20 protein-coding genes are annotated in these 18,094 nt (G+C 65.5%); 9 read left to right on the forward strand and 11 right to left on the reverse strand.

Annotated elements, in window-relative coordinates; genetic code table 11:
- The first annotated feature begins 315 nt into the window (after nucleotides 1-315).
- Genes ABVF28_RS16815 through ABVF28_RS16830 form a run of 4 tightly spaced genes read left to right on the forward strand, consistent with a single transcriptional unit; the run spans nucleotide 316 to nucleotide 3,723 of the window.
- The gene (locus ABVF28_RS16815) at nucleotides 316-675 is read left to right on the forward strand and encodes a helix-turn-helix transcriptional regulator (RefSeq protein ID WP_036297877.1); all 360 of its coding nucleotides are present in this window, start codon (nucleotides 316-318) and stop codon (nucleotides 673-675) included.
- Nucleotides 672-2,588 (forward strand): cation-translocating P-type ATPase, encoded by a 1,917-nt coding sequence (locus ABVF28_RS16820; protein WP_036297919.1) that lies wholly within the window; start codon nucleotides 672-674, stop codon nucleotides 2,586-2,588. The genes ABVF28_RS16815 and ABVF28_RS16820 overlap by 4 nt, the downstream gene beginning before the upstream one ends.
- Nucleotides 2,588-3,196 (forward strand): cadmium resistance transporter, encoded by a 609-nt coding sequence (locus ABVF28_RS16825; RefSeq protein ID WP_036297875.1) that lies wholly within the window; start codon nucleotides 2,588-2,590, stop codon nucleotides 3,194-3,196. The genes ABVF28_RS16820 and ABVF28_RS16825 overlap by 1 nt, the downstream gene beginning before the upstream one ends.
- Nucleotides 3,193-3,723: a signal peptidase II gene (locus ABVF28_RS16830; protein WP_036297873.1), complete on the forward strand. Its 531-nt coding sequence runs from the start codon at nucleotides 3,193-3,195 to the stop codon at nucleotides 3,721-3,723. Before ABVF28_RS16825 ends, ABVF28_RS16830 begins: the two co-directional genes overlap by 4 nt.
- Nucleotides 3,724-3,831: 108 nt before the next feature.
- Here the strand turns inward: ABVF28_RS16830 and ABVF28_RS16835 are convergent, their stop codons facing one another.
- The 3 genes from ABVF28_RS16835 to ABVF28_RS16845 are packed head-to-tail and all read right to left on the reverse strand — an operon-like array spanning nucleotide 3,832 to nucleotide 7,449.
- Entirely contained in the window at nucleotides 3,832-6,000 is a 2,169-nt protein-coding gene (locus ABVF28_RS16835; RefSeq protein WP_371031406.1) for a hypothetical protein, read from the reverse strand.
- 5 nt (nucleotides 6,001-6,005) lie between these two features.
- On the reverse strand, nucleotides 6,006-6,341 hold the full coding sequence (locus tag ABVF28_RS16840) for a helix-turn-helix transcriptional regulator (protein WP_058631822.1): 336 nt from the start codon (nucleotides 6,339-6,341) through the stop codon (nucleotides 6,006-6,008).
- Nucleotides 6,331-7,449, reverse strand: a complete 1,119-nt coding sequence (locus ABVF28_RS16845; RefSeq protein WP_259981722.1) for a tyrosine-type recombinase/integrase — start codon at nucleotides 7,447-7,449, stop codon at nucleotides 6,331-6,333. The genes ABVF28_RS16840 and ABVF28_RS16845 overlap by 11 nt, the downstream gene beginning before the upstream one ends.
- Before the next feature lie 332 nt (nucleotides 7,450-7,781).
- Here ABVF28_RS16845 and ABVF28_RS16850 point away from each other — a divergent pair, with 332 nt between their 5' ends.
- Nucleotides 7,782-8,045, forward strand: coding sequence for a DUF3892 domain-containing protein (locus tag ABVF28_RS16850; RefSeq protein ID WP_068476692.1), 264 nt, complete (start codon nucleotides 7,782-7,784; stop codon nucleotides 8,043-8,045).
- A 36-nt stretch (nucleotides 8,046-8,081) separates the two neighbouring features.
- Here the strand turns inward: ABVF28_RS16850 and ABVF28_RS16855 are convergent, their stop codons facing one another.
- A complete protein-coding gene (locus ABVF28_RS16855) occupies nucleotides 8,082-9,041 on the reverse strand; it encodes an arsenic resistance protein (protein ID WP_271986297.1) in 960 nt (319 codons plus the stop codon).
- Nucleotides 9,042-9,138: 97 nt separating this feature from the next.
- Here ABVF28_RS16855 and ABVF28_RS16860 point away from each other — a divergent pair, with 97 nt between their 5' ends.
- From ABVF28_RS16860 to ABVF28_RS16870, 3 genes are all read left to right on the forward strand, one after another.
- Nucleotides 9,139-9,540: a MerR family transcriptional regulator gene (locus ABVF28_RS16860; protein ID WP_183626986.1), complete on the forward strand. Its 402-nt coding sequence runs from the start codon at nucleotides 9,139-9,141 to the stop codon at nucleotides 9,538-9,540.
- A gap of 119 nt (nucleotides 9,541-9,659) precedes the next feature.
- Nucleotides 9,660-10,040 (forward strand): ArsR/SmtB family transcription factor, encoded by a 381-nt coding sequence (locus ABVF28_RS16865; protein ID WP_371031410.1) that lies wholly within the window; start codon nucleotides 9,660-9,662, stop codon nucleotides 10,038-10,040.
- Complete coding sequence (locus ABVF28_RS16870; protein ID WP_371031407.1) at nucleotides 10,040-10,981, forward strand: cation diffusion facilitator family transporter; 942 nt, start codon at nucleotides 10,040-10,042, stop codon at nucleotides 10,979-10,981. Before ABVF28_RS16865 ends, ABVF28_RS16870 begins: the two co-directional genes overlap by 1 nt.
- Before the next feature lie 46 nt (nucleotides 10,982-11,027).
- Here ABVF28_RS16870 and ABVF28_RS16875 read toward each other — a convergent pair whose 3' ends face one another.
- Entirely contained in the window at nucleotides 11,028-11,660 is a 633-nt protein-coding gene (locus ABVF28_RS16875; protein ID WP_183626992.1) for a copper resistance CopC family protein, read from the reverse strand.
- 29 nt (nucleotides 11,661-11,689) lie between these two features.
- On the reverse strand, nucleotides 11,690-13,684 hold the full coding sequence (locus ABVF28_RS16880; RefSeq protein ID WP_271986296.1) for a cytochrome c oxidase assembly protein: 1,995 nt from the start codon (nucleotides 13,682-13,684) through the stop codon (nucleotides 11,690-11,692).
- A gap of 159 nt (nucleotides 13,685-13,843) precedes the next feature.
- Here ABVF28_RS16880 and ABVF28_RS16885 point away from each other — a divergent pair, with 159 nt between their 5' ends.
- Nucleotides 13,844-14,437, forward strand: coding sequence for a vitamin K epoxide reductase family protein (locus tag ABVF28_RS16885; RefSeq protein WP_371031408.1), 594 nt, complete (start codon nucleotides 13,844-13,846; stop codon nucleotides 14,435-14,437).
- Here the strand turns inward: ABVF28_RS16885 and ABVF28_RS16890 are convergent.
- The 5 genes from ABVF28_RS16890 to ABVF28_RS16910 form a co-directional block, all read right to left on the reverse strand.
- Entirely contained in the window at nucleotides 14,434-14,997 is a 564-nt protein-coding gene (locus ABVF28_RS16890) for a signal peptidase II (protein WP_082805695.1), read from the reverse strand. The genes ABVF28_RS16885 and ABVF28_RS16890 overlap by 4 nt on opposite strands.
- The gene (locus ABVF28_RS16895) at nucleotides 14,981-15,655 is read right to left on the reverse strand and encodes a DsbA family protein (RefSeq protein ID WP_371031409.1); all 675 of its coding nucleotides are present in this window, start codon (nucleotides 15,653-15,655) and stop codon (nucleotides 14,981-14,983) included. Before ABVF28_RS16895 ends, ABVF28_RS16890 begins: the two co-directional genes overlap by 17 nt.
- Nucleotides 15,656-15,688: 33 nt before the next feature.
- On the reverse strand, nucleotides 15,689-16,438 hold the full coding sequence (locus ABVF28_RS16900; protein ID WP_068476672.1) for a cytochrome c biogenesis CcdA family protein: 750 nt from the start codon (nucleotides 16,436-16,438) through the stop codon (nucleotides 15,689-15,691).
- Nucleotides 16,435-17,052, reverse strand: coding sequence for a TlpA disulfide reductase family protein (locus tag ABVF28_RS16905; protein WP_068476671.1), 618 nt, complete (start codon nucleotides 17,050-17,052; stop codon nucleotides 16,435-16,437). Before ABVF28_RS16905 ends, ABVF28_RS16900 begins: the two co-directional genes overlap by 4 nt.
- Nucleotides 17,053-17,247: 195 nt before the next feature.
- A complete protein-coding gene (locus tag ABVF28_RS16910; protein WP_068476667.1) occupies nucleotides 17,248-17,610 on the reverse strand; it encodes a helix-turn-helix transcriptional regulator in 363 nt (120 codons plus the stop codon).
- Between the last annotated feature and the right edge of the window lie 484 nt (nucleotides 17,611-18,094).

Raw genomic sequence — 18,094 nt, forward strand, 5'->3', positions numbered from 1 at the left:
GAAGTCGCGACGGAACTCAACCAGCGACCACGAAAAACCCTCGGCGGTAGAACCCCTGCAGCCACCCTCGAAGAGCTACTCTCGAATCCACCAAGACCAGGTGTTGCGACGACCGGCTGACACCACCAAACTGGTTTTGAGACACCTGGTGAGGGTGCTGGCTGCAACGGTGCGCCGAGAGGAGTGCACCAGATGCCTACTGGTAGCGCCGACTGTTGCTGAGTTGCGTATTCAGCGGCTTCCGACTCTTCTCTCAATGAATGGTGGGGAACTGATCACCAATGATTGATCAGCGCTTGCTGTATAGTTCAGTACATGCTGACTATTGCTTCGCGCCTCGACGTCATGAACCGGCTCGGCCGGGCCATGGCGGACCCGACGCGCTCCCGGATCTTGATGACTCTGCTGAACGCCCCGAGCTATCCGGCCGTGCTCTCGCGCGAGCTGGAGCTGACCCGCTCGAACGTCTCGAACCACCTGACGTGCCTGCGTGACTGCGGGATCGTGGTCGCCGAGCCTGAGGGTCGCCAGACGCGCTACGAGATCGCTGACCCGCATCTTGCGGCTGCGCTCGTCGCGCTCGTGGATGTGACGCTGGCGGTCGATGAGCACGCGCCGTGTGTGGACTCGTCGTGCACGGTGCCGGGCTGCTGCGGTACAGGGGCGGACGCGTGAGCGCGGCGTGTAGCTGCGAGCACGAGCCTGCCACTGCGGCGGAGGATGAGACCGAAGAGGTGGAGCGGCCCTGGTGGAGGGACCGTGGGATCATGGTGCCGGTCTTCTCCGGTGTCGCGTTCCTGGCTGGTCTGATCCTTGAATGGTCCGGGCTCGAGATCCCGGCGCTCGTACTGTTCTGGATCGGCCTGCTGCTGGGCGCGTCGACGTTCACTCCTGGCGCGATTCGGAAGCTGTTCAAGGGCAAGCTCGGGATCGGGCTGCTGATGACGATCAGCGCGATCGGCGCGGTCATCCTCGGCTATGTGGAGGAGGCCGCTGCTCTGGCGTTCTTGTACTCGATTGCTGAGGCGCTTGAGGACAAGGCGATGGACCGTGCCCGTGGCGGCCTGCGGGCGCTGCTGAAGCTCGTGCCGGAGACGGCGACCGTGCTGCAGAGTGGCGTCTCTGCGCAGGTGCCGGCGAGGGAGTTGACGGTCGGCCAGGTCATGGTGGTCCGCCCGGGCGAACGGATCGCAACCGACGGGATCGTCCGCTCTGGCCGCTCAAGCCTGGACACCTCGGCGATCACCGGGGAGTCGATCCCCGTCGAGGTCGAGCCCGGGGACGCGGTGTCGGCCGGCGCGATTAACAGCTCCGGCGTGCTGGAGGTCGAGGCGACCGCGGCCGGTACCGATAACTCGCTTACGACGATCGTGGAGTTGGTCGAGAAAGCGCAGACGGAGAAGGGCGAGCGTGCGCGTCTCGCGGACCGGATCGCCCGCCCGCTCGTACCCGGTGTGCTGATTCTCGCAGCGCTCGTCGCGATCATTGGGTCACTGCTGGGCGACCCGGAGGTATGGATCACTCGTGCGCTCGTCGTGCTGGTAGCGGCCTCTCCGTGCGCGCTGGCGATCTCGGTGCCGTTGACGGTCGTTGCCGCGATCGGCGCGGCGAGCAAGTTCGGCGTGATCATCAAGTCCGGCGCGGTCTTCGAGCGCTTCGGCACGGTCCGGCACGTCGCGGTCGACAAGACCGGCACCCTGACCCGTAACGAGCCCGCGGTCACCGCGGTCCTCACTGCGAACGGCATTGCCGAGGAGCAGGCGCTGGCTTGGGCGGCGGCTCTGGAGCAGCACAGCACGCATCCCCTTGCGGCGGCGATCACCGCTGCAGCCCCGGGTGTTCCCGTGGCCGCGGATGTGACCGAGCAGGCCGGGCACGGCATCGACGGCACCGTCGATGGCGCTCGTATCACGGTCGGCAGCCCCCGCTGGCTCGACGCCGGCGAGCTCGGCGACCGGGTTGCAGGGCTTGAGGAGCAGGGCATGACTGTCGTGATCGTGCACCGCGACGAGGCACCGGTCGCGGCGATCGGCGTCCGCGACGAGCTGCGTCCGGAAGTCCCCGAGGTGGTCCGCACGCTTGCGGATCAGGGCGTCGGCATGACGATGCTCACCGGGGACAACGCCCGCACCGCTCGTGCGCTGGCTGCGCAGGCCGGGATCGCTGATGTGCGCGCGGAGCTGCGCCCTGAGGACAAGGCGACCGCGATCGGCGAGTTGTCGAAGGCGGGATCGGTCGCGATGATCGGTGACGGCATCAACGACGCCCCGGCCCTGGCGTCCGCGGACATCGGCATCGCGATGGGAGCGACCGGCTCCGATGCGGCGATCGAGTCTGCGGACGTGGCCTTCACGGGTCATGATCTGCGGCTCATCCCGCGGGCGTTCGATCACGCGCGGCGGGGCCGGCGGATCATCAACCAGAACATCATCCTGTCCCTGCTGATCATCACCGCACTGCTCCCGCTCGCGCTCTTCGGGGTCCTGGGGCTCGCGGCTGTCGTCCTGGTCCACGAGGTCGCGGAGGTCATCGTGATCCTCAACGGCCTGCGCGCCGCACGCACCCGCACACCACGAATGGAAAGCTGATGCTCGCAACCATCGGGTCGGCGATCGGCCTGTTCGCGGCGACCAACATCGACGACATCGTCGTGCTCACCGTGCTGTTCCTCGCCTCCAGCCGGGGAAAGCCGCGACCGTGGCAGATCGTCGCAGGCCAGTACCTCGGGTTCATCACACTCGTCGTGATCAGCGTGATCGCCGCGCTCGGTCTCACGATCGTCCCGGACGAATGGGTCGGCTTCCTGGGTCTGATCCCGCTCGGCATCGGCATCTGGACGCTCATTCGCGGCCTGCGCCGTAACGGCGACGACGATGATGACGACTCCAAGATCACCGCGGTCGGACTATGGGGGGTCGCCGGGATCACGATCGCCAACGGGGCCGACAACATCTCCCTCTACACGCCGATCTTCCGCACCAGCTCGCCCGGCGACGTCGCGGTCATGATCGTCGTGTTCCTGATCCTCGTCGCCGTCTGGTGCGCTGCCGGGCGACTGATCGGCACCCACAAGGCCGTCACCGAAACGCTCGAACGTGTCGAGCACTGGCTCGTCCCCGTCGTGTTCATCGGCCTGGGCCTGTTCATCCTCATTGAATCCGGCGTTATCGTCCGTCTCTTCGAGGCCCTCGCATGACCCCGGACACGAATACCGACGTTGAGTCGGCATCGGCGTCGGGAGAGCGTCCGCAGAGAGGACGCTGGCGGCTCACTGCCTGGGCGCTTCTGATCGCCGTGGTCGTCGTCGTGATCGATCAGGGAACGAAAGTGTGGGCCGAGGCCACCCTGTCGGAGCACGAGCGCATCCCGCTGATCGGCGACCTGTTGGGCCTGCAGCTCGCGTACAACCCCGGCGCGGCGTTCTCCTTCGGGGAGAGCTTCACCTGGGTGTTCGCTCTCATCGCCGTCGCGGCCACGGCCACCGCGATCGTGTTCGCGTTCCGGGTCCGACGCCCCGGGTGGGCGATCGTGATCGGTGCGCTCGGCGGGGCCGCTGCTTCGCACGCCGGCGACCGGCTTTTCCGCCAACCAGGATTCGCCCGGGGGCACGTCGTCGACTTCCTCGCCTACGGCAACTGGTTCATCGGGAACCTCGCCGACATCGTGATCGTCACCGCTACGATTGCCGGAGCGCTCCTGATGCTCCGCGGCACCGAGAACTGAGAGGGCCAACCATGGAGATCACCCTGCAGTACTTCGACGGCTGCCCGAACTGGGAAGTACTCGACCGCCGGCTTGCTGAGCTGCTCGACGGTCGATCAGATATCCGCGTCACACGACAGTTGGTCGAGACCGCCGAGGACGCCGAGCGCCTCGGATTCCACGGGTCACCGACCGTCCTCGTCGACGGCGTCGATCCCTTCGCCGACGAGCACACGCCGGTCGGGCTCGCCTGCCGGGTGTTCCGTACCCCTGCCGGGCTGGGAGGCTCTCCGACCGTCGAGCAACTGCGCGAAGCGATTTCCGGCCCGGCTCTGACGGGTGATGCTTGATCAGGGGTGGGTGGAGCGGAGAGCCGGGTAATCGGACCACTCGCCACCGGCGAGACGCGACCATGAGGCAGCGGATGCCGGTGATGCCGAGGAGATCCGAGACGATCCGGGGATGCAGTTGCCGGGTGAGCTCGATGAGCGCTGTCGTGCGGGCGCTCCCGGCAAGCAGGCCTTCGGCGCGAAGGCGACGGCTGAGCGGCCCCGGGGTGAGGTGACGGCCCGGGTTCCGGCCGGGGAACAACCACCCTTCAGGATGGCCCTTTGTGGCATCGACGAGCTCGACGATGGCGTCGCCGAGGATCGCGGGGACCTCGATCGGCTCGGCCCCGACGGTGAGCGTCACGGGCCGCGAGCTCGTGTCGACCTGTGCCCGGGTGATCGTGACGATGCGGGTCAGCTGGATCCCGTAGAGCAGCACGAGGAGACCCGCGGCCCGGGTCTTCGGGTCCATGTCGGCATCGGACAGGAACCTGCGGGCCATCTGCCATCGGTGATCAGAGGCGTAGTCTCGCCCCTCGAGGCGATGGGCTCGAAACTCGACCCGAAGGGTGCTCAGCCGGTGTTTTCGCAGCCAGCGAGTGAACGGTGCCAGCGCGTCGCGTTGGCTAGGCGAATCGGTCAGATACGCGTCGAGTAGGCGCTGCGGGAACGTCGCCAGCGTCTCCTGCTGCGCCCGGATCTCCCCGAGGAACGCGGCGCAGTACTTCAGTGCAGCCCTCTGCCTCTGGAAGCCGGAAGCAGGGCTGGACGCGCTGCGCAGTGTCCGAGTGGATCGGAGGAGCTCCCAGGTGCAGTAGCGGCGCAGGATCAGCCGGTCCTCGGGATGGTCGATGCCACCGAGCCAGTCGTTGAGCCAGTGGTCGAAGCGCGTGCCCTCGACGTCGAGCTCCGGCAGCACGCCGGAACGGACCAGCAGTGAGAGGAGGAACGCGACCGACTGTCCCGACCGGGCTCGGGTGATGATCGCCTCGGCGGTGAGCGGCAGGGTCCCGTCCGCGAGCTCGCGGAGCACCATCGCGCACTTGCTCTTGTGCAGCCAGCGTTCGAGCGACGCCGCTTTGCCATGGTGCGTGAGCAGATAGTCAGCAAGCGGGTGGAGATCCTCACGGATCTCTCCCGCATCGTCGGCGAACAGCTGTTGGATCGCGACGGGCCGGCGGCACTCGACGCAGAGGTGATGTTTGCGGATTTCCTCGATCGAGCCGCATCCAGGGCAGGCCATCGTGATCGGAGTGCCCGCGCAGTCGGCGCAGACCTTCTGGCCATTCATGAACCCGGTGAGGAACACTCTGCGCGCGCACTCGGGACAAGGTTGGGGTCTGCGCATCGCGTAGTAGCAGCGCGCGCATACTCGTCGTCCGTCGAGGTGCGAGGCGACGCGGCCAGGTTCTCCGCAAAGACCACAGGTCTTGATCGGTGCGGTGTAGCAGGCCAGGCAGACGAGTTCCGGGCGACGGACGATGATGGTCGCGTGCTGACCGCACCGCGAGCAGTCGCCGAACGATCGAGGGTCGGCTCGCCAACAGTCACGGCAGAATCGCTGTCCGTCGATGGTGCGCTGCACGGGCCGGACCCGGCCACAGGACGCGCAGGAGACGGACCGGGCCTTCCGCTCGCATCGGGAGCAGTGCCGACCACCGCCCGGCGTCTTGTGGGGCATTCTCACCGCGCGTCCGCAGGACTCACACGTCGGCAACACCACCCGGCTCGCCCCTTCTTTGACCAGCGCATGGGCCAGATTCTGAACGGTCGCTGGCACGTTCGCATGCTGCCCCTCCAGGACTCCGGGCTGCTTGATCAGCGCGAGCTCAAGAAGCCGCTGCGTGAGGGGTACTGGCGCGACCGTATGCACGATCTCAGTGAGTCGCTCGGGAAAGATCTCGGGAACGAGAGGGCGGACGAGAGCGACGACTTCAGCGACTCGCGGCAGCTGCGGAGGCTTGGCCACCGCGGCTACTTCGTACGCGGCCGACGGATCGCCGCGCGAACAGGACGGAGATCACCGATCGCCCCCCGTGTCGCCTCCTCACCCACCGCCACCGGGGTCGAGGCCTCCCGGCGAGTGATCGTCACGAGATCGTCGAGCGAGCACTCCAGCGCATCGCACAACGCCGCCAACACGTCGAGACGCACCCGCTGGGGCGGCTGAGTCACCAGCCGATACACCTGCTCCCGGGACAGGTCGATGCCGCGCTCTTCGAGTAGGGGTTTCAGTTTGGAGGTCTGGAAGATCCCGCGCGACGCCATCACGCTGCGCAGATTCCAGCCGGTGTCGAGCTCAACGGTCATCAGCTTCTCCTTCGATGAGGGCCTTCAGCGCTTCGGCGAGCACACGGTTCTTGTAGTCCGAGCTGACGGAGGCGTAGATCGAGGTCGTCGAGGCATGCATATGCCCGACCTGCTCTTGGACGAATCGATCGGCGTACCCGAACTCCAGAAGGTGCGTGACATAGGAGTGCCGGAGGCTGTGCAACGTCAGGTCCTTCGACAGGCCGGCTTCATCACGCAACTCTGCGAACCTCCGATCGAGATACCCAGCAGACAGACGCGTGCGGCGCTCGGTCACCCAGAGCGCGTCGAGGTCGTCTCCGGGCGCGAAACGGGCCCGGGCCTGCTCGAGCCATTGCTGCATGCCGGGGACCCACCAGTCGAATTCCGGCACCAGCAGCACCGTGCGACGTCGTGGCGCGCCACCGCCCGCCGCCTTCGCCCATCGCACGTGGACCGCGCCGTAGCGGCCCCACTGGCGCATCTTCGCGTTGTGGTGCAAATCGACGGTATCGAGCATCACCGCCTCAGTGCGGCGCAGACCGAACGCGTAGACCGTCTTCAGCAACTGGGCATCCCGCAACGCGCCGAGCGCACCCTTTCGCCCGGAACTCACGAGCAGCTCGACGCGGGCGTCGGCCGTATCGAACAGGCGCTCGATCTCGTCGTACGTGAACGGGCGACGCTTCCCATCGCCTTCGAACTCGAACCGGTGCGCCACCGTGTTCCACGGCAGGCACACCTGCGAAGGGACCTCCCCAAACTCGCGATCGCAGATCTCCATCCAGTCGTACAACGGGTTCGTGAGGTAGTCACAGAACCCACGGATAGACCCATGGTTGGCGCGCATCGTCGACAACGTCCGAGTGCGACCGCCAGACTGAGCAGTGAACTCATCCACATCCGCGACAGTCCACCTCCAAGGCGGTTTGTCCACGAAATCACGGAACCGTGTCACCGTCGCCGTCCGGTTCCGGATCGTCTGCTCACGGAGCCCGCGCGACAGCTGCTGGTTCCGCCAACCATCGATCATCGCACTGAAAACCTGCGCTTCCGGGTTCGCCAGTGCGACGTTCGATGCTGACGTGATCAGCCGAAGCGCCGCTGGAGAAGCCTCAAAATCTTGCATTAGATGCAACAAAGTATGGGACAGTGCATCACTGTGTCAACCCAGATCTCCGCATCCGCGAGATCACGCTGTTATGGTCGGAACACTTCGACACCGAAGGAGCCGAATAGGTATCGATTGCAAGCACGGACAGTTGCATTCACTGCAACATGCGAGGGTTCGCTTCCTGCGTGGACACAGGCGCTTAATACCCGCACTCGGACAGGACTGGCGAATCGACCGCCGCCAGAGAATTTGGATCATGTGGAGCAGACTTAGCTCCGAACCCGGAAGTGCGGAGGCCTTTTCGAATCCGCATCTCCGCACGTGAACAAACCGCTTGAGGAGCCACGATGGCAGATAGGCCAGTACGACAGACCGGCAAGGACCGAGATGGAGACATCACCTCCCTCGCCGATGAGGGCCAGCGATGGTCCCCCATCCCGAAATGGCGAGCGATCCAGGACATCGAGAACGGCTCGCACACGTACTACGTTCCGTGGCTGAGTGGACGAACCGAGATTCGAGTCATCACGACGGCCACGGGGGCCAAGCACCTGAGGACGGACCGAGACGCGACCACCAGGAACAACCTGGAGGACCTCCCCAATCCGTAGTCAACACAAAGATGCCTCCGCTGGCTCGGCTTCCACCTACCGATCCCGGATCATCTTCGGCAGCAAGCGCACGAGTGCGACCATGCCAACGAGCTCGACGAGCGTCTGCATCACGATGACCACCGGAGTCAGCGCGAGTGCTGGTGGCAGGGCGAGTGCGAGTGGCAGGACGACGAGGGAGTTGCGAGTGGCACCGCTGAACGCCAGGGCTCGGGTCGCGGGAACGTCGAGGCGGAAGGCTCGTCCGGCCAGGAGGCCGACGAACACCATGATCACGAGGAACGCGACATAGATCGGCACGAGTATGAGCAGCTGCGGCCCTGCAGCACCGACCGCTCCAGCTTGGGATGCCACGACCGTGAAGAGGGTCGCCATCATGAGCGGCACCATCAGGTTCAGCATGCTGCGCTCGATCACCTGGCCGCTGCGGTGTCGTTTCGCGAGGAACTGGACAAGCGCGGCGGCACCGAGTGGCACCACGATCAGCAGCAGGAAGGCTCGCACGAACGGGCCGACTTCCACCACGGCCACCCCATCCGGGCCGAGGAAGATCAGCAGATAGATTGGCAGGAGCAGCATCTGCGCGAGCATCAGCAGTGGGGCTGCCGCCAGTAGTCGGTCGGCTGCGCCGCCCGCGAGGCCGGCGAACACGATCACGTAGTCGATGCACGGCGTGAGGAGCACCAGCAGCACTCCGAACAGCAACGCGGGCTGGTCCGCGACGAACCGCGACAGTCCGTAGGCGACGAGTGGCACGATCACGAAGTTCACGCCCCCCACGGCCCCGAGGAAGCGCCCATCGCGAAGTGACCTGCCGATGGCAGCGAACGGGACGCCCAGGAACGTCGCGAACAGCAGCAGCGCGAGCACCGGCTCAATCGCGAGTTCGAGGTGATGCACCCCGGGCACGAGGAGGCCGAGCGCGCCGCCAGCTGCAATCGCCGCGAGGTACAAGGCGATCTGGTGGCGCTCCAGGACTGCGGTGAGGCGCGTCACGAGACGGGGTTCGAGGTGGAGTTGATGGGCACGGCCTGACGGTAAACGTTCGACCCGCTCGAAGGTCAAGCCCGCTCCGCGCTCGTAAGCTCCCGGCATGCGTATCTCTGAGGTCAGCAGGCGGAGCGGGATCAGCGCGACCGCGCTGCGCTATTACGAGAGCATCGGCCTCGTCCTACCCCGCCGCTCCAGCAACGGCTACCGGGACTACGACGCCGCCACCCTGCACCGACTCGATCTCATCGAAGCGAACAAAGAGCTCGGACTCCCCCTCGCTGACATCAGCAGACACCTCGCTTCCCTGGAGGTCGACTCCTGCACCGACGTACGCGAGCAGCTACGGCCACTCCTCGCCGAGCGCGTGCGGCAGATCGACGAGAAGCGGGCCCGCCTCGATGAGCTACGCGCCCGAATCGATGCCGCCGACCGCAATCTCGGGCAGTGCCCGGACCGGGATGAACGTTGCTCCACGGAGTGCCTCCGTCGCGTGTATCCCTAAGGGCATCATCGCTCCCACGCCACTCGTGCGAGCGGGTGCGTCGCCTCCACCTGTTCGCACCGTCACAGTGAATGGGGGTCGATAAAATCGTCAAACAGAGATATCATCGTCAAATGACGATGATTAGAGAGGTGCGGTCGGAGCTGGATGACGCGTCGACGCAGCACTACGCCCACCTGTTCGATGCGTTGAGCGATCCCACCCGACTCGACGTGCTGCAGCACCTCGCGTCAGGGGAGCATCGAGTGCGTGATCTCGTTGCGCATGTTGGTCTCGCTCAGTCCACGGTCAGTAAGCACCTCCGATTCCTCCTCGAGTGTGGGCTCGTGCATGCGTGCCCCGAGGGGCGTTCTACGTGGTACTCGCTCTCACAGCCGGCAGCGCTTTCGCGGCTCGTTGGTGCGGCGGAGGCGTTGCTCGAGGCGACGGGAACGCGGGCGGCTCTCTGCTCGCATCTCCAGCGGCCGCTCACCGCCGCTGACAGCTCACTGGAGCTCTGATGGGCGCGGGACATGACCACGGCGGCGCGGCGCCGGAAGCTGGCCGGCCGGGAGATTTCCGGACGAAGCTCTGGATAGCGTTCGGCATCACGGCGACGATCGTTGTCGCGCAAGCTATCGGTTCGGTGGTGACGGGCAGCCTGGCCCTCCTCACGGACACCGCTCACGCGATCACGGACGCGACGGGACTGCTCGTCGCGCTCATTGCGGCGACGCTCACCTTGCGACCTGCGAATGCCAAGCGAACGTGGGGATTTCGGCGTATTGAGGTCATCGCGGCGCTGGGGCAGGCAACGCTCTTGCTGGCCGTCGGTCTGTTCGCGGCCGTCGAAGGCGTACGTCGCCTGTTTGAGCCACCGGAGGTTCCGGCCGGGGAGCTCTTGATCTTCGGAATCATTGGCCTGGTGGCCAACATCGTGGCAATCTCGATCCTCGCGTCGAGCCGGGGCGCGAAATTCAACATGCGGGCCGCGTTTCTGGAAGTGTTGAATGATGCGCTGGGTTCGCTCGGCGTGATCGTCGCCGCCATCGTGATCGCGACCACGGGATTCATGCAAGCCGACGCGATCGCCGGGCTCGTGATCGCCGCCCTCATTGTCCCTCGCGCGTTCAAACTCATGCGGGAAACAACGAGCGTGCTGATGGAGTTCACCCCCGCAGGACTGGATCTCGACGAGGTCCGCCGTCATATTCTCGAGCTCGAGCACGTGACCGATGTTCACGACCTGCACGCGTCGACGGTCTCAACGGGACTCCCCACGATTTCGGCACACGTGGTTGTCGAGGATGAGTGTTTCCAGGACGGGCACGCAGCCGAAGTCCTCGGCAACGTCAGGGCATGTGTGGCCGAGCATTTCGAGGTCTCGATCCCGCACTCGACGTTCCAAATTGAGACGCAGCACCTCAAGGATCTGGAGCCTCCCGCTTCCCAGCATGCGTAGCGAACAAGCCAGGGACTACCGCGTTCGGTGGGAACCGATGGGGCTCTTACTGCTGCGATTCTGGCTCGTCGCGCGCGCGAGTTCGTTGACGAGCGCTGCGGATGACCAGGAGCACGGTTACGAGGACGAGGCCAGCGAAGATGAGCACCGCGATCACGATGAACGACGTGAGTTCTTCGGGCGTCTCGTGTGCGGCCGACGCTGGGGCCGTCGACGTGGAGGTCTGTGGGACGGGCTCCGGCGTGGTGGATGCTGACGGGGTTGGGGCGTCGGTTGGGGTTGCAGCTGCTGATGTGCTGGTCGTGTAGCTGAACTCCCCGCTGATGGGGTGCCCGTCGCTGGAGACCACGCGCCACTGAACGAGGTAGGTCCCTGCGTCGACGCTTGCGTCGACGGCTTGTACGACCGTTTCGCCGTCGATGACGGGGCTGCCGTCACTGATCGCTGTTCCGTCGGGCGCTGTGACGATCACGACCGCCGCGTCGCCCAGGGAGAGGACACCGGCCGAGAAGGTCAGCGTTAGGGACGCGGGTGGCTCGGCGAGTTCATCGTCTGGTGCTGGGACGGTGCTGATGAGCGAGTCGTGCGCCTGCGCTGGACTTGGCACGGAGAGTGTGCCGGCGACGGCGAGGAGGAGCGTCGCCACGAGAGCCGCCAGGAGGGCGACGGGTCGAGGCATTCGAACCCGGGCATGTGTTCCGGAGTGGGTCATCGCTGACTGCTTTCTGTTGACGAGGAGGTGGGCGAGAGGGGCCGCTGGTGCGGAGCTGAAGGTGGTGAGAATTTCCTGACGAGGGTGGTGCCTCCAAACGCCAGCGCGAGCAGTGCGCCCACGATGAGTGCCACGGCGCCACCGATCTGTTGATCGACGATCGCTGATACACCCCAGGTGCGGCCCAGTGAACCGAACCAATCGGCGGCCAGCAGATCAGTGGAGGCCAACAATGCGATTCCGAGAGCCACGAAGGACGCCGAGACGATTCCGGCCGCGAGGGCCTTCCTCCGCCAAGCTATCGGCGGCCCGATCCGGTCGATTCCGACGATCGACTGCGCGGAGAACCACCCTGCCAGGAGGAAGTAGCCGATCATCCACATGTGGCCGACGTGGTCGCTGACCGCCCACCGCAGCAGCGGCGTGTAGTAGAAACCGATCATCGAGACGCTCAGCACCGTGGCGGCGACGATGGGATGTACGAGGAACGTCACGGTCCGAGCGTGAGTGCCGGCGAGTACCCACTCCCGGGTCCCGTAGCTGCTATCGCCTCGAGCGCGCACAGTGCGCACCAGCAGCGTGAGCGGTGCGCTGAGGGCGAAGAGGAGCGGCACGAGGAGCGTGAGGAGCAGGTGTTGGGCCATGTGCAGGCTGAAGAGGAACTTGCCGTACACGATCAGAGGGCCGTTCACGAGATACAGGCCGAGGAGCACAGACGCTGTGAAGGCAACGGTGCGCCGGGCGGGCCAGACCTCGCCACGCGCCCGCAGCCGCGCGATGCCCGCGATGTAGAAGAACAGCCCAAAGAGGAAAATCGTCGTCGACATGGGGTCCAAGCGCCACTCCGTGAGCAAACGCACCGGGGAGAACTCCGGCGGAAGCTGCTCGCCCGTGAGCAGCTGCGCAGGAGTTGGCGCGGGCAGCTGCGACCCTGGAACCTCGGTGACGGGTGAAGGAGTGCGCCCAAGCGCGGCGGCCGCGCCCGACGCGAGGCCCATGAACGCGAGCTCGAGCGTCACCAGCCACACCAGTGGCTTCCGAGACGAGGTGGTGGCCGAGGGCGTGCTGCGCATGCGCGCGATGAGCGCCCGGCGCTGCAGCCACCCGATGACACCCAGCACCACAAACACGGCGACTTTCGCGAGCACAAGCACCCCGTAGGGCGAGAGCAGTTGGTCAACGCTGCCGATGTTGGCGACACTCGAAACCACACCTGACGTCGCCACGATGATGAACGCGATCAGCGCGAGCGTCGAGTACCGCTCGAACAGCGCAACCCGGCGAACACTGGACAGGCGCGGAGCGAGCAGAGCGATGACGGTGAGCCCGCCGAGCCAGAGGGCCGCCCCGATGTAGTGCAGGGTAATTCCGGCAACAACGGTCTCATGGTTCTCGGCCCCTGCCGCGTGGCCCTGTGACCCGAGGGGCCAAAGACAGAAGGTCGCGTACACGGCCGCGAATCCCACCATCGCTGGGCTACGCACCGCGATCACCACGATGGAAAGCAGCACCACCATCCCGAGCGTCATCACCCAGGACTGTCCGAGTTCCAGCGAGGTGAAGAAATAGGCGAGTCCTTCGCCAAATTCTGCGTCGAACGCGAGGGGTGCGTTCGAGATTTGCAGGTAGGTGAGAAACGCTGCTGCGGCGGTCGCGACGACCCACGCGGTCGCTGCTGACGCGGCGATTGTCATCGATCGTTCAAACTCCGGTTCGTGTCGGCTGGTGGCCCACGCGGCAAGGACCAGTGCGCCGATGGTGACCGCGGCCGACAGGTTCATCGCGAGCCGCGCCAGCGGTACGCCCCACATCACGATGGGGCCCGGATCGGACACCACGAGAGGGGTCGCCCCGCCGCCATACGCCAGGCCCGCGACGGTCGCGGCGAGAGCGGCCAGGAGCAGGAGCGCTGGCCCTGCCACGATCGCCCGCTTCGCGCGTGAGGACCAGGCGTCGTCGACGACGGATTGGTTCGGATTGCTGGTCGCCATCACACTGCACCGTTCCGGAACGGTACGACTTCCGGCCTGCCGGCTCGCGGCGAAGAAATAGACTGAGTTGTCCCTGCGCGGTCCCGTGCGTCGCGCGTGTCGCGGCACACCGTGCGTTGCGCGCCGACCGGACGCATCGCCCTATAGGTCTGGAAATTCATGCAGCCTCTACATGCTCGTGAGCCGTTCTTCGGCTTGTTCTTGGTGGTTACAGGGATCATGGGGGTAGCTGCCGCCCTGGCGTTGTCGATCGAGAAGGTCGTGCAGCTGCAGAACCCGACAGTGGCGTTGAGCTGCGATGTCTCGGTCCTGGTGCAGTGCTCCACCAACCTCGAGAGTGCGCAGGGGGCAGTGTTTGGGTTCCCCAACCCGTTCTTGGGGCTCATCGGGTTCGCTCTGGTCCTTGCGGTCGGTGTGGCGGTGTGGGCGGTCCCGCACTTCGCGTCTTGGTTCTGGGCCGCGTTCAATGTGGGCGTGGCTGGAGCCTTCGCGTTTGTGGTGTGGCTGATCGGGCAGAGCATCTACGTGCTGGGGACGCTGTGCCCGTGGTGCCTCGTCGTGTGGCTGGTCACGATCCCGTTGTTCGTGTTCGTCACCGGACGGAATGCTCGCGCAGGGGTGTTCGGGTCACGCATGAAACGGGTCGGAGAAGCGGCCTGGCCGTGGCTGACGCTCACGGCATTCGCGCTGCTGGTCGCAGTCGGCGTGCTCGCGCAGCTTCGCCTGGACGTGATCGGGAGCCTCACGTTCTAGGTGGCCTGCTGCCCATCCGTGGCAGTAGCCGACTGCTGGGCGTGCTCCGCCTCGTCCCTGCGGGTGACCGTGAGGAGCACACCGAGGATCATGCCGACGACAAGCGCGATGTCTGCCAGGTTCCCGATGAAGAAGTTGCCGTAGGCGAGAAAGTCAGTGACGTACCCGCGTCCGAATCCTGGGTCCGCGAAGAGCCGATCAAGAAGATTCCCTACGGCTCCTCCCCAGATCAACCCGCCCGTGATTGCCCAGCGCGTCGTCGTGATGCGGCGGGCGACGAACAAGATCCCCACCGCGACGATGGCGCTGAAGATGGTGAATAGCCAGGTGGAGTTCTCGCCGAGCGAGAACGCTGAACCCGGGTTGAAGGCGAGCTGCAGCCCGAGGGCGTTTCCGAGGAGTGGAATGCGCTCGGTCTCGCTGAGTTGATCGAGGGCGATGGCCTTGCTGAGCTGGTCAGCGCCGGCCACGACCGCGGCGACCGCCGCCGTGGCGAGAAACGCGCCCCACGAGCGACGGATAGTCGTTCCTTCGGGGTGGTCGCTACTGGGCGATGGCACGGTCGAGCGCGTCCGTGAGGTCGGTGAGGGCTGTGAGCTCCAGCTGTTGGCCGTCGAGGAAGAACGTCGGGGTTCCCTGGATGCCGAGGGCGCGGCCTTGGTCGAGGTCTTCGGTGACGCGAGCTTCGGTCGCAGGGTCGGCGACGGCCGTGTCGAACGCGGCCATGTCGAGCCCAAGTTCTTCTGCATAGGTGCGGAAGAGCGGGGCTTGCGAGGTCTGCTGCTCGCCCCAGTTGGCCTGCGTTTCGAAGAGCTTGCCGTACATGTCCTCGAAGCGATCCTGCTGGGCTGCCGCTTCCACCGCGACGGCGGCGTTCATGGAATTGAGGTGGCCTGGGAGGGGGAAGTAGCGGACGACGTAGTTGATCTCGCCCTGGTACTCGGCGCGGATCTCCTCGATGTAGGGGTAGAACGCGCCGCAGGCCTCGCACTCGAAGTCGAGGTACTCGACCAAGGTCGGCGCGTCTGGGCCGACTTCATCGAGGACGTGCGAGTTCGCGGCGACGCCGGGCAGGCCACCATCATCTGGGATGGCAGCTGCTGCGACGGGGTCGTTCGAGACGCTCGGGGAGGACGCGCTGGTGAAGATGAAGCCGGCCACGACAAGCACGGCAACGACGGCGATCGAGATGAGGGTGACTTTCGTGGGAGTTTTCATGATCCTTGGTGGTCGTTGTTCGGGTGCTGACGGCTAGAGCGGGAGGGCGATGTTGAGCATCACGCCTTGGAGTATCGACATGAGGGCACCCCAGAGGCCGGTGACCATCAGGATGCCGAGCAGGATCTGCACGCTGCCGGCCACGATGTTGATGGGGCGGATGTGCTTGGAGACGAACTTGACCGACCGCGTTGCCCATCCGAAACCCCAGGCGAGCAGAAAGAACGGCAGGCCAAGCCCGAGCGAGTACGCGAGTCCCAGGAAAGCGGCCCGTCCTGGGTCGCCGAGGTTCCAGGACACCGACATGATCGCTGCGAGGGTCGGACCGATGCAGGGCGTCCATCCGATCCCGAGCGCAACCCCGAGCAGGGGCGCAGAGAACACGCCGAGGGAGTTGGAGAAGCGTGGCCGCTTTGTGCGCTGCGCCATGGGAATGGCACCGATGAAGACCAGTCCGAGCGCGATGACGATAATGCCCAGGAGGCGCGTGATGAGGTCCGCGTATTCGAGGAAGAACCGTCCCATGACGCCGCCCAGGATCGTCACTGCCATGAAGACGGCGGTGAACCCGGCGATGAACAGCAGGACGCCAACCAGGAGACGTCGACGAGTGCCGGTCGCGGCCTCGCCATCTGAGCTCTGCACCGTGGCCCCGAGATATCCGAAGTAGCCCGGAACGAGTGGGAGTACGCAGGGAGAGGCGAATGACACCAGCCCAGCCAGAGCCGCGACGAGCAGCGCTACCCCGAGCGCGCCATCGAAGATCAGCCCCTCTGGTGTCACGGTGCTTCCGCCACTGCGTCCTCAACCAGGGTCGCGAGGATCGATGCGGACGGGATCTGCCCGATGATGCGCGCCGCCACCCTGCCCTGTCGGTCCATGACCAGGGTCGTGGGGGTGGCCTGGATCGGGGTGACGAGGGAGAACGCGAGGGTTGCCTGGCTGTCGATGACGTCGATCACGCTGGGGTAGGTGATGCCGAACTCTTCAGCGAAGGAGATCGCGGTCGCTGGTTGGTCGTAGGTGTTGATGCCGATGAATCCGACCTCGTCGTCCTGGTATGCCTCCCACGTGTCTTGCAGGATGGGTGCTTCCACGCGGCATGGGGCGCACGCGGCGTACCAGAAGTTCACGACGTACACGCGCCCTGCATAGTCCGCGCTCCCAACGGTTTCGCCGTACTCGTCGGTACCCTCGAACTCGACTGGTGCTCCGCGCTCGGCGGCCGCGATCTCCACGACGCGAGCGTCGACGCTGGTTGTGCTGCCATCGGCGTTGGGTGCGTTGAGTGCCAAGTCTTCCTGCGGTGCGCACCCGGCGATCAAGACGGCGGTGAGTCCCGCCGTGATGGTCGCAAGCAGCGTCCGGACTCGACGTGCGCCTGACCGCTCACGCATGAACGACCTCCGATATCTTCGCCCGCTGCGGGAGCGGTGCGAGCTGCGGTGTTGCTCGCCGGGTGGTGCGGACATTGTTCAGGATGAGGCGGAGCTCAGCAGGCTGAGTCAGCGAGAACAGGAACGCTATCGTCGCGCCTACAATCCCCAGCCGCACTGCGCGAACAGTCGTGATCCTCACGAAAAGCCTGCCGCTCATGGGCGGATCGCTTCCGGTCCGCAGCAGACCGAAGACTCCTCCTGGCTGGGTGAGCAGTCGATGCCGTCGTCGACGGCGATGACCACCTCGATGAGCTCCCCAATGGCTCGACTGATCTGCGAATCTGCGATTTCGTACCGTGTCTGACGCCCCTCCGGGGTCGCGACGACAATGCCACAGCCCCGCAGGCACGCGAGATGGTTAGAGACATTGGTCCGAGTGAGACCCAATGACTCTGCGAGACGGGCCGTGTATCCCGGGGCGGTGAGCAATTCCAACAAGATGCTGGACCGTGTTGGGTCCGCCATGGCTCGACCGAGACGGTTCATCACGTCGAGCCGCGAAGCAAGAGTCAGCATCCACTGACTATATCGTGAGGCGGCGAAGATAGGCGGGTTGCAACGTGTTGACCTAGACGCCGTCTCCCGGGCTGAAGTGTCGTATCCGGCAAGTTGAAGATGAGTGCATACCTGCAGGACAACGCGCGGGCACACCGCTTCGAAGTTTGGTTTCGCGTGCGTATTGTCGCTCACACTCGGTGAGCTGGTCGGCTCGCAGGGGCGTGGTCGAGTGGAGAATTCAGGCTGCCGGCTCGGCTCGAGTAGGCGACGGACCCCGGTTCCGGAGTCGCTCAGTCGCCACACCGTCAACTACCTGGGTCACCGAAGGGGTCCTTTGGGTGAGGCCGGGACCGCCCCTGACCCCTGACGCAATGACGGCTCATCGCGTTTGAGAGTGTAGAGAGGGCCTGAATCCTCCGGTCTCGAGGAGTGATCTTGCGATGTAGTGGGTCAGGTTCCGGAAGCCGAGCGCGATACCGCGGAGGTGCTCGAGGCGCCCGTT

The organism is Pseudoclavibacter sp. JSM 162008, from assembly GCF_041366455.1.
Lineage (GTDB): Bacteria > Actinomycetota > Actinomycetes > Actinomycetales > Microbacteriaceae > Pseudoclavibacter.

What these genes read in the sequence shown, in the direction of transcription:
- ABVF28_RS16815 (WP_036297877.1), top strand. Translation starts at nt 316, where the DNA reads ATGCTGACTATTGCTTCGCGCCTCGACGTCATGAACCGGCTCGGCCGG.
- ABVF28_RS16825 (WP_036297875.1), top strand. Translation starts at nt 2,588, where the DNA reads ATGCTCGCAACCATCGGGTCGGCGATCGGCCTGTTCGCGGCGACCAAC.
- ABVF28_RS16830 (WP_036297873.1), top strand. Translation starts at nt 3,193, where the DNA reads ATGACCCCGGACACGAATACCGACGTTGAGTCGGCATCGGCGTCGGGA.
- ABVF28_RS16840 (WP_058631822.1), bottom strand. Translation starts at nt 6,341, where the DNA reads ATGACCGTTGAGCTCGACACCGGCTGGAATCTGCGCAGCGTGATGGCG.
- ABVF28_RS16845 (WP_259981722.1), bottom strand. Translation starts at nt 7,449, where the DNA reads ATGCAAGATTTTGAGGCTTCTCCAGCGGCGCTTCGGCTGATCACGTCA.
- ABVF28_RS16850 (WP_068476692.1), top strand. Translation starts at nt 7,782, where the DNA reads ATGGCAGATAGGCCAGTACGACAGACCGGCAAGGACCGAGATGGAGAC.
- ABVF28_RS16860 (WP_183626986.1), top strand. Translation starts at nt 9,139, where the DNA reads ATGCGTATCTCTGAGGTCAGCAGGCGGAGCGGGATCAGCGCGACCGCG.
- ABVF28_RS16865 (WP_371031410.1), top strand. Translation starts at nt 9,660, where the DNA reads ATGATTAGAGAGGTGCGGTCGGAGCTGGATGACGCGTCGACGCAGCAC.
- ABVF28_RS16870 (WP_371031407.1), top strand. Translation starts at nt 10,040, where the DNA reads ATGGGCGCGGGACATGACCACGGCGGCGCGGCGCCGGAAGCTGGCCGG.
- ABVF28_RS16875 (WP_183626992.1), bottom strand. Translation starts at nt 11,660, where the DNA reads ATGCCTCGACCCGTCGCCCTCCTGGCGGCTCTCGTGGCGACGCTCCTC.
- ABVF28_RS16880 (WP_271986296.1), bottom strand. Translation starts at nt 13,684, where the DNA reads ATGGCGACCAGCAATCCGAACCAATCCGTCGTCGACGACGCCTGGTCC.
- ABVF28_RS16885 (WP_371031408.1), top strand. Translation starts at nt 13,844, where the DNA reads ATGCAGCCTCTACATGCTCGTGAGCCGTTCTTCGGCTTGTTCTTGGTG.
- ABVF28_RS16895 (WP_371031409.1), bottom strand. Translation starts at nt 15,655, where the DNA reads ATGAAAACTCCCACGAAAGTCACCCTCATCTCGATCGCCGTCGTTGCC.
- ABVF28_RS16905 (WP_068476671.1), bottom strand. Translation starts at nt 17,052, where the DNA reads ATGCGTGAGCGGTCAGGCGCACGTCGAGTCCGGACGCTGCTTGCGACC.
- ABVF28_RS16910 (WP_068476667.1), bottom strand. Translation starts at nt 17,610, where the DNA reads ATGCTGACTCTTGCTTCGCGGCTCGACGTGATGAACCGTCTCGGTCGA.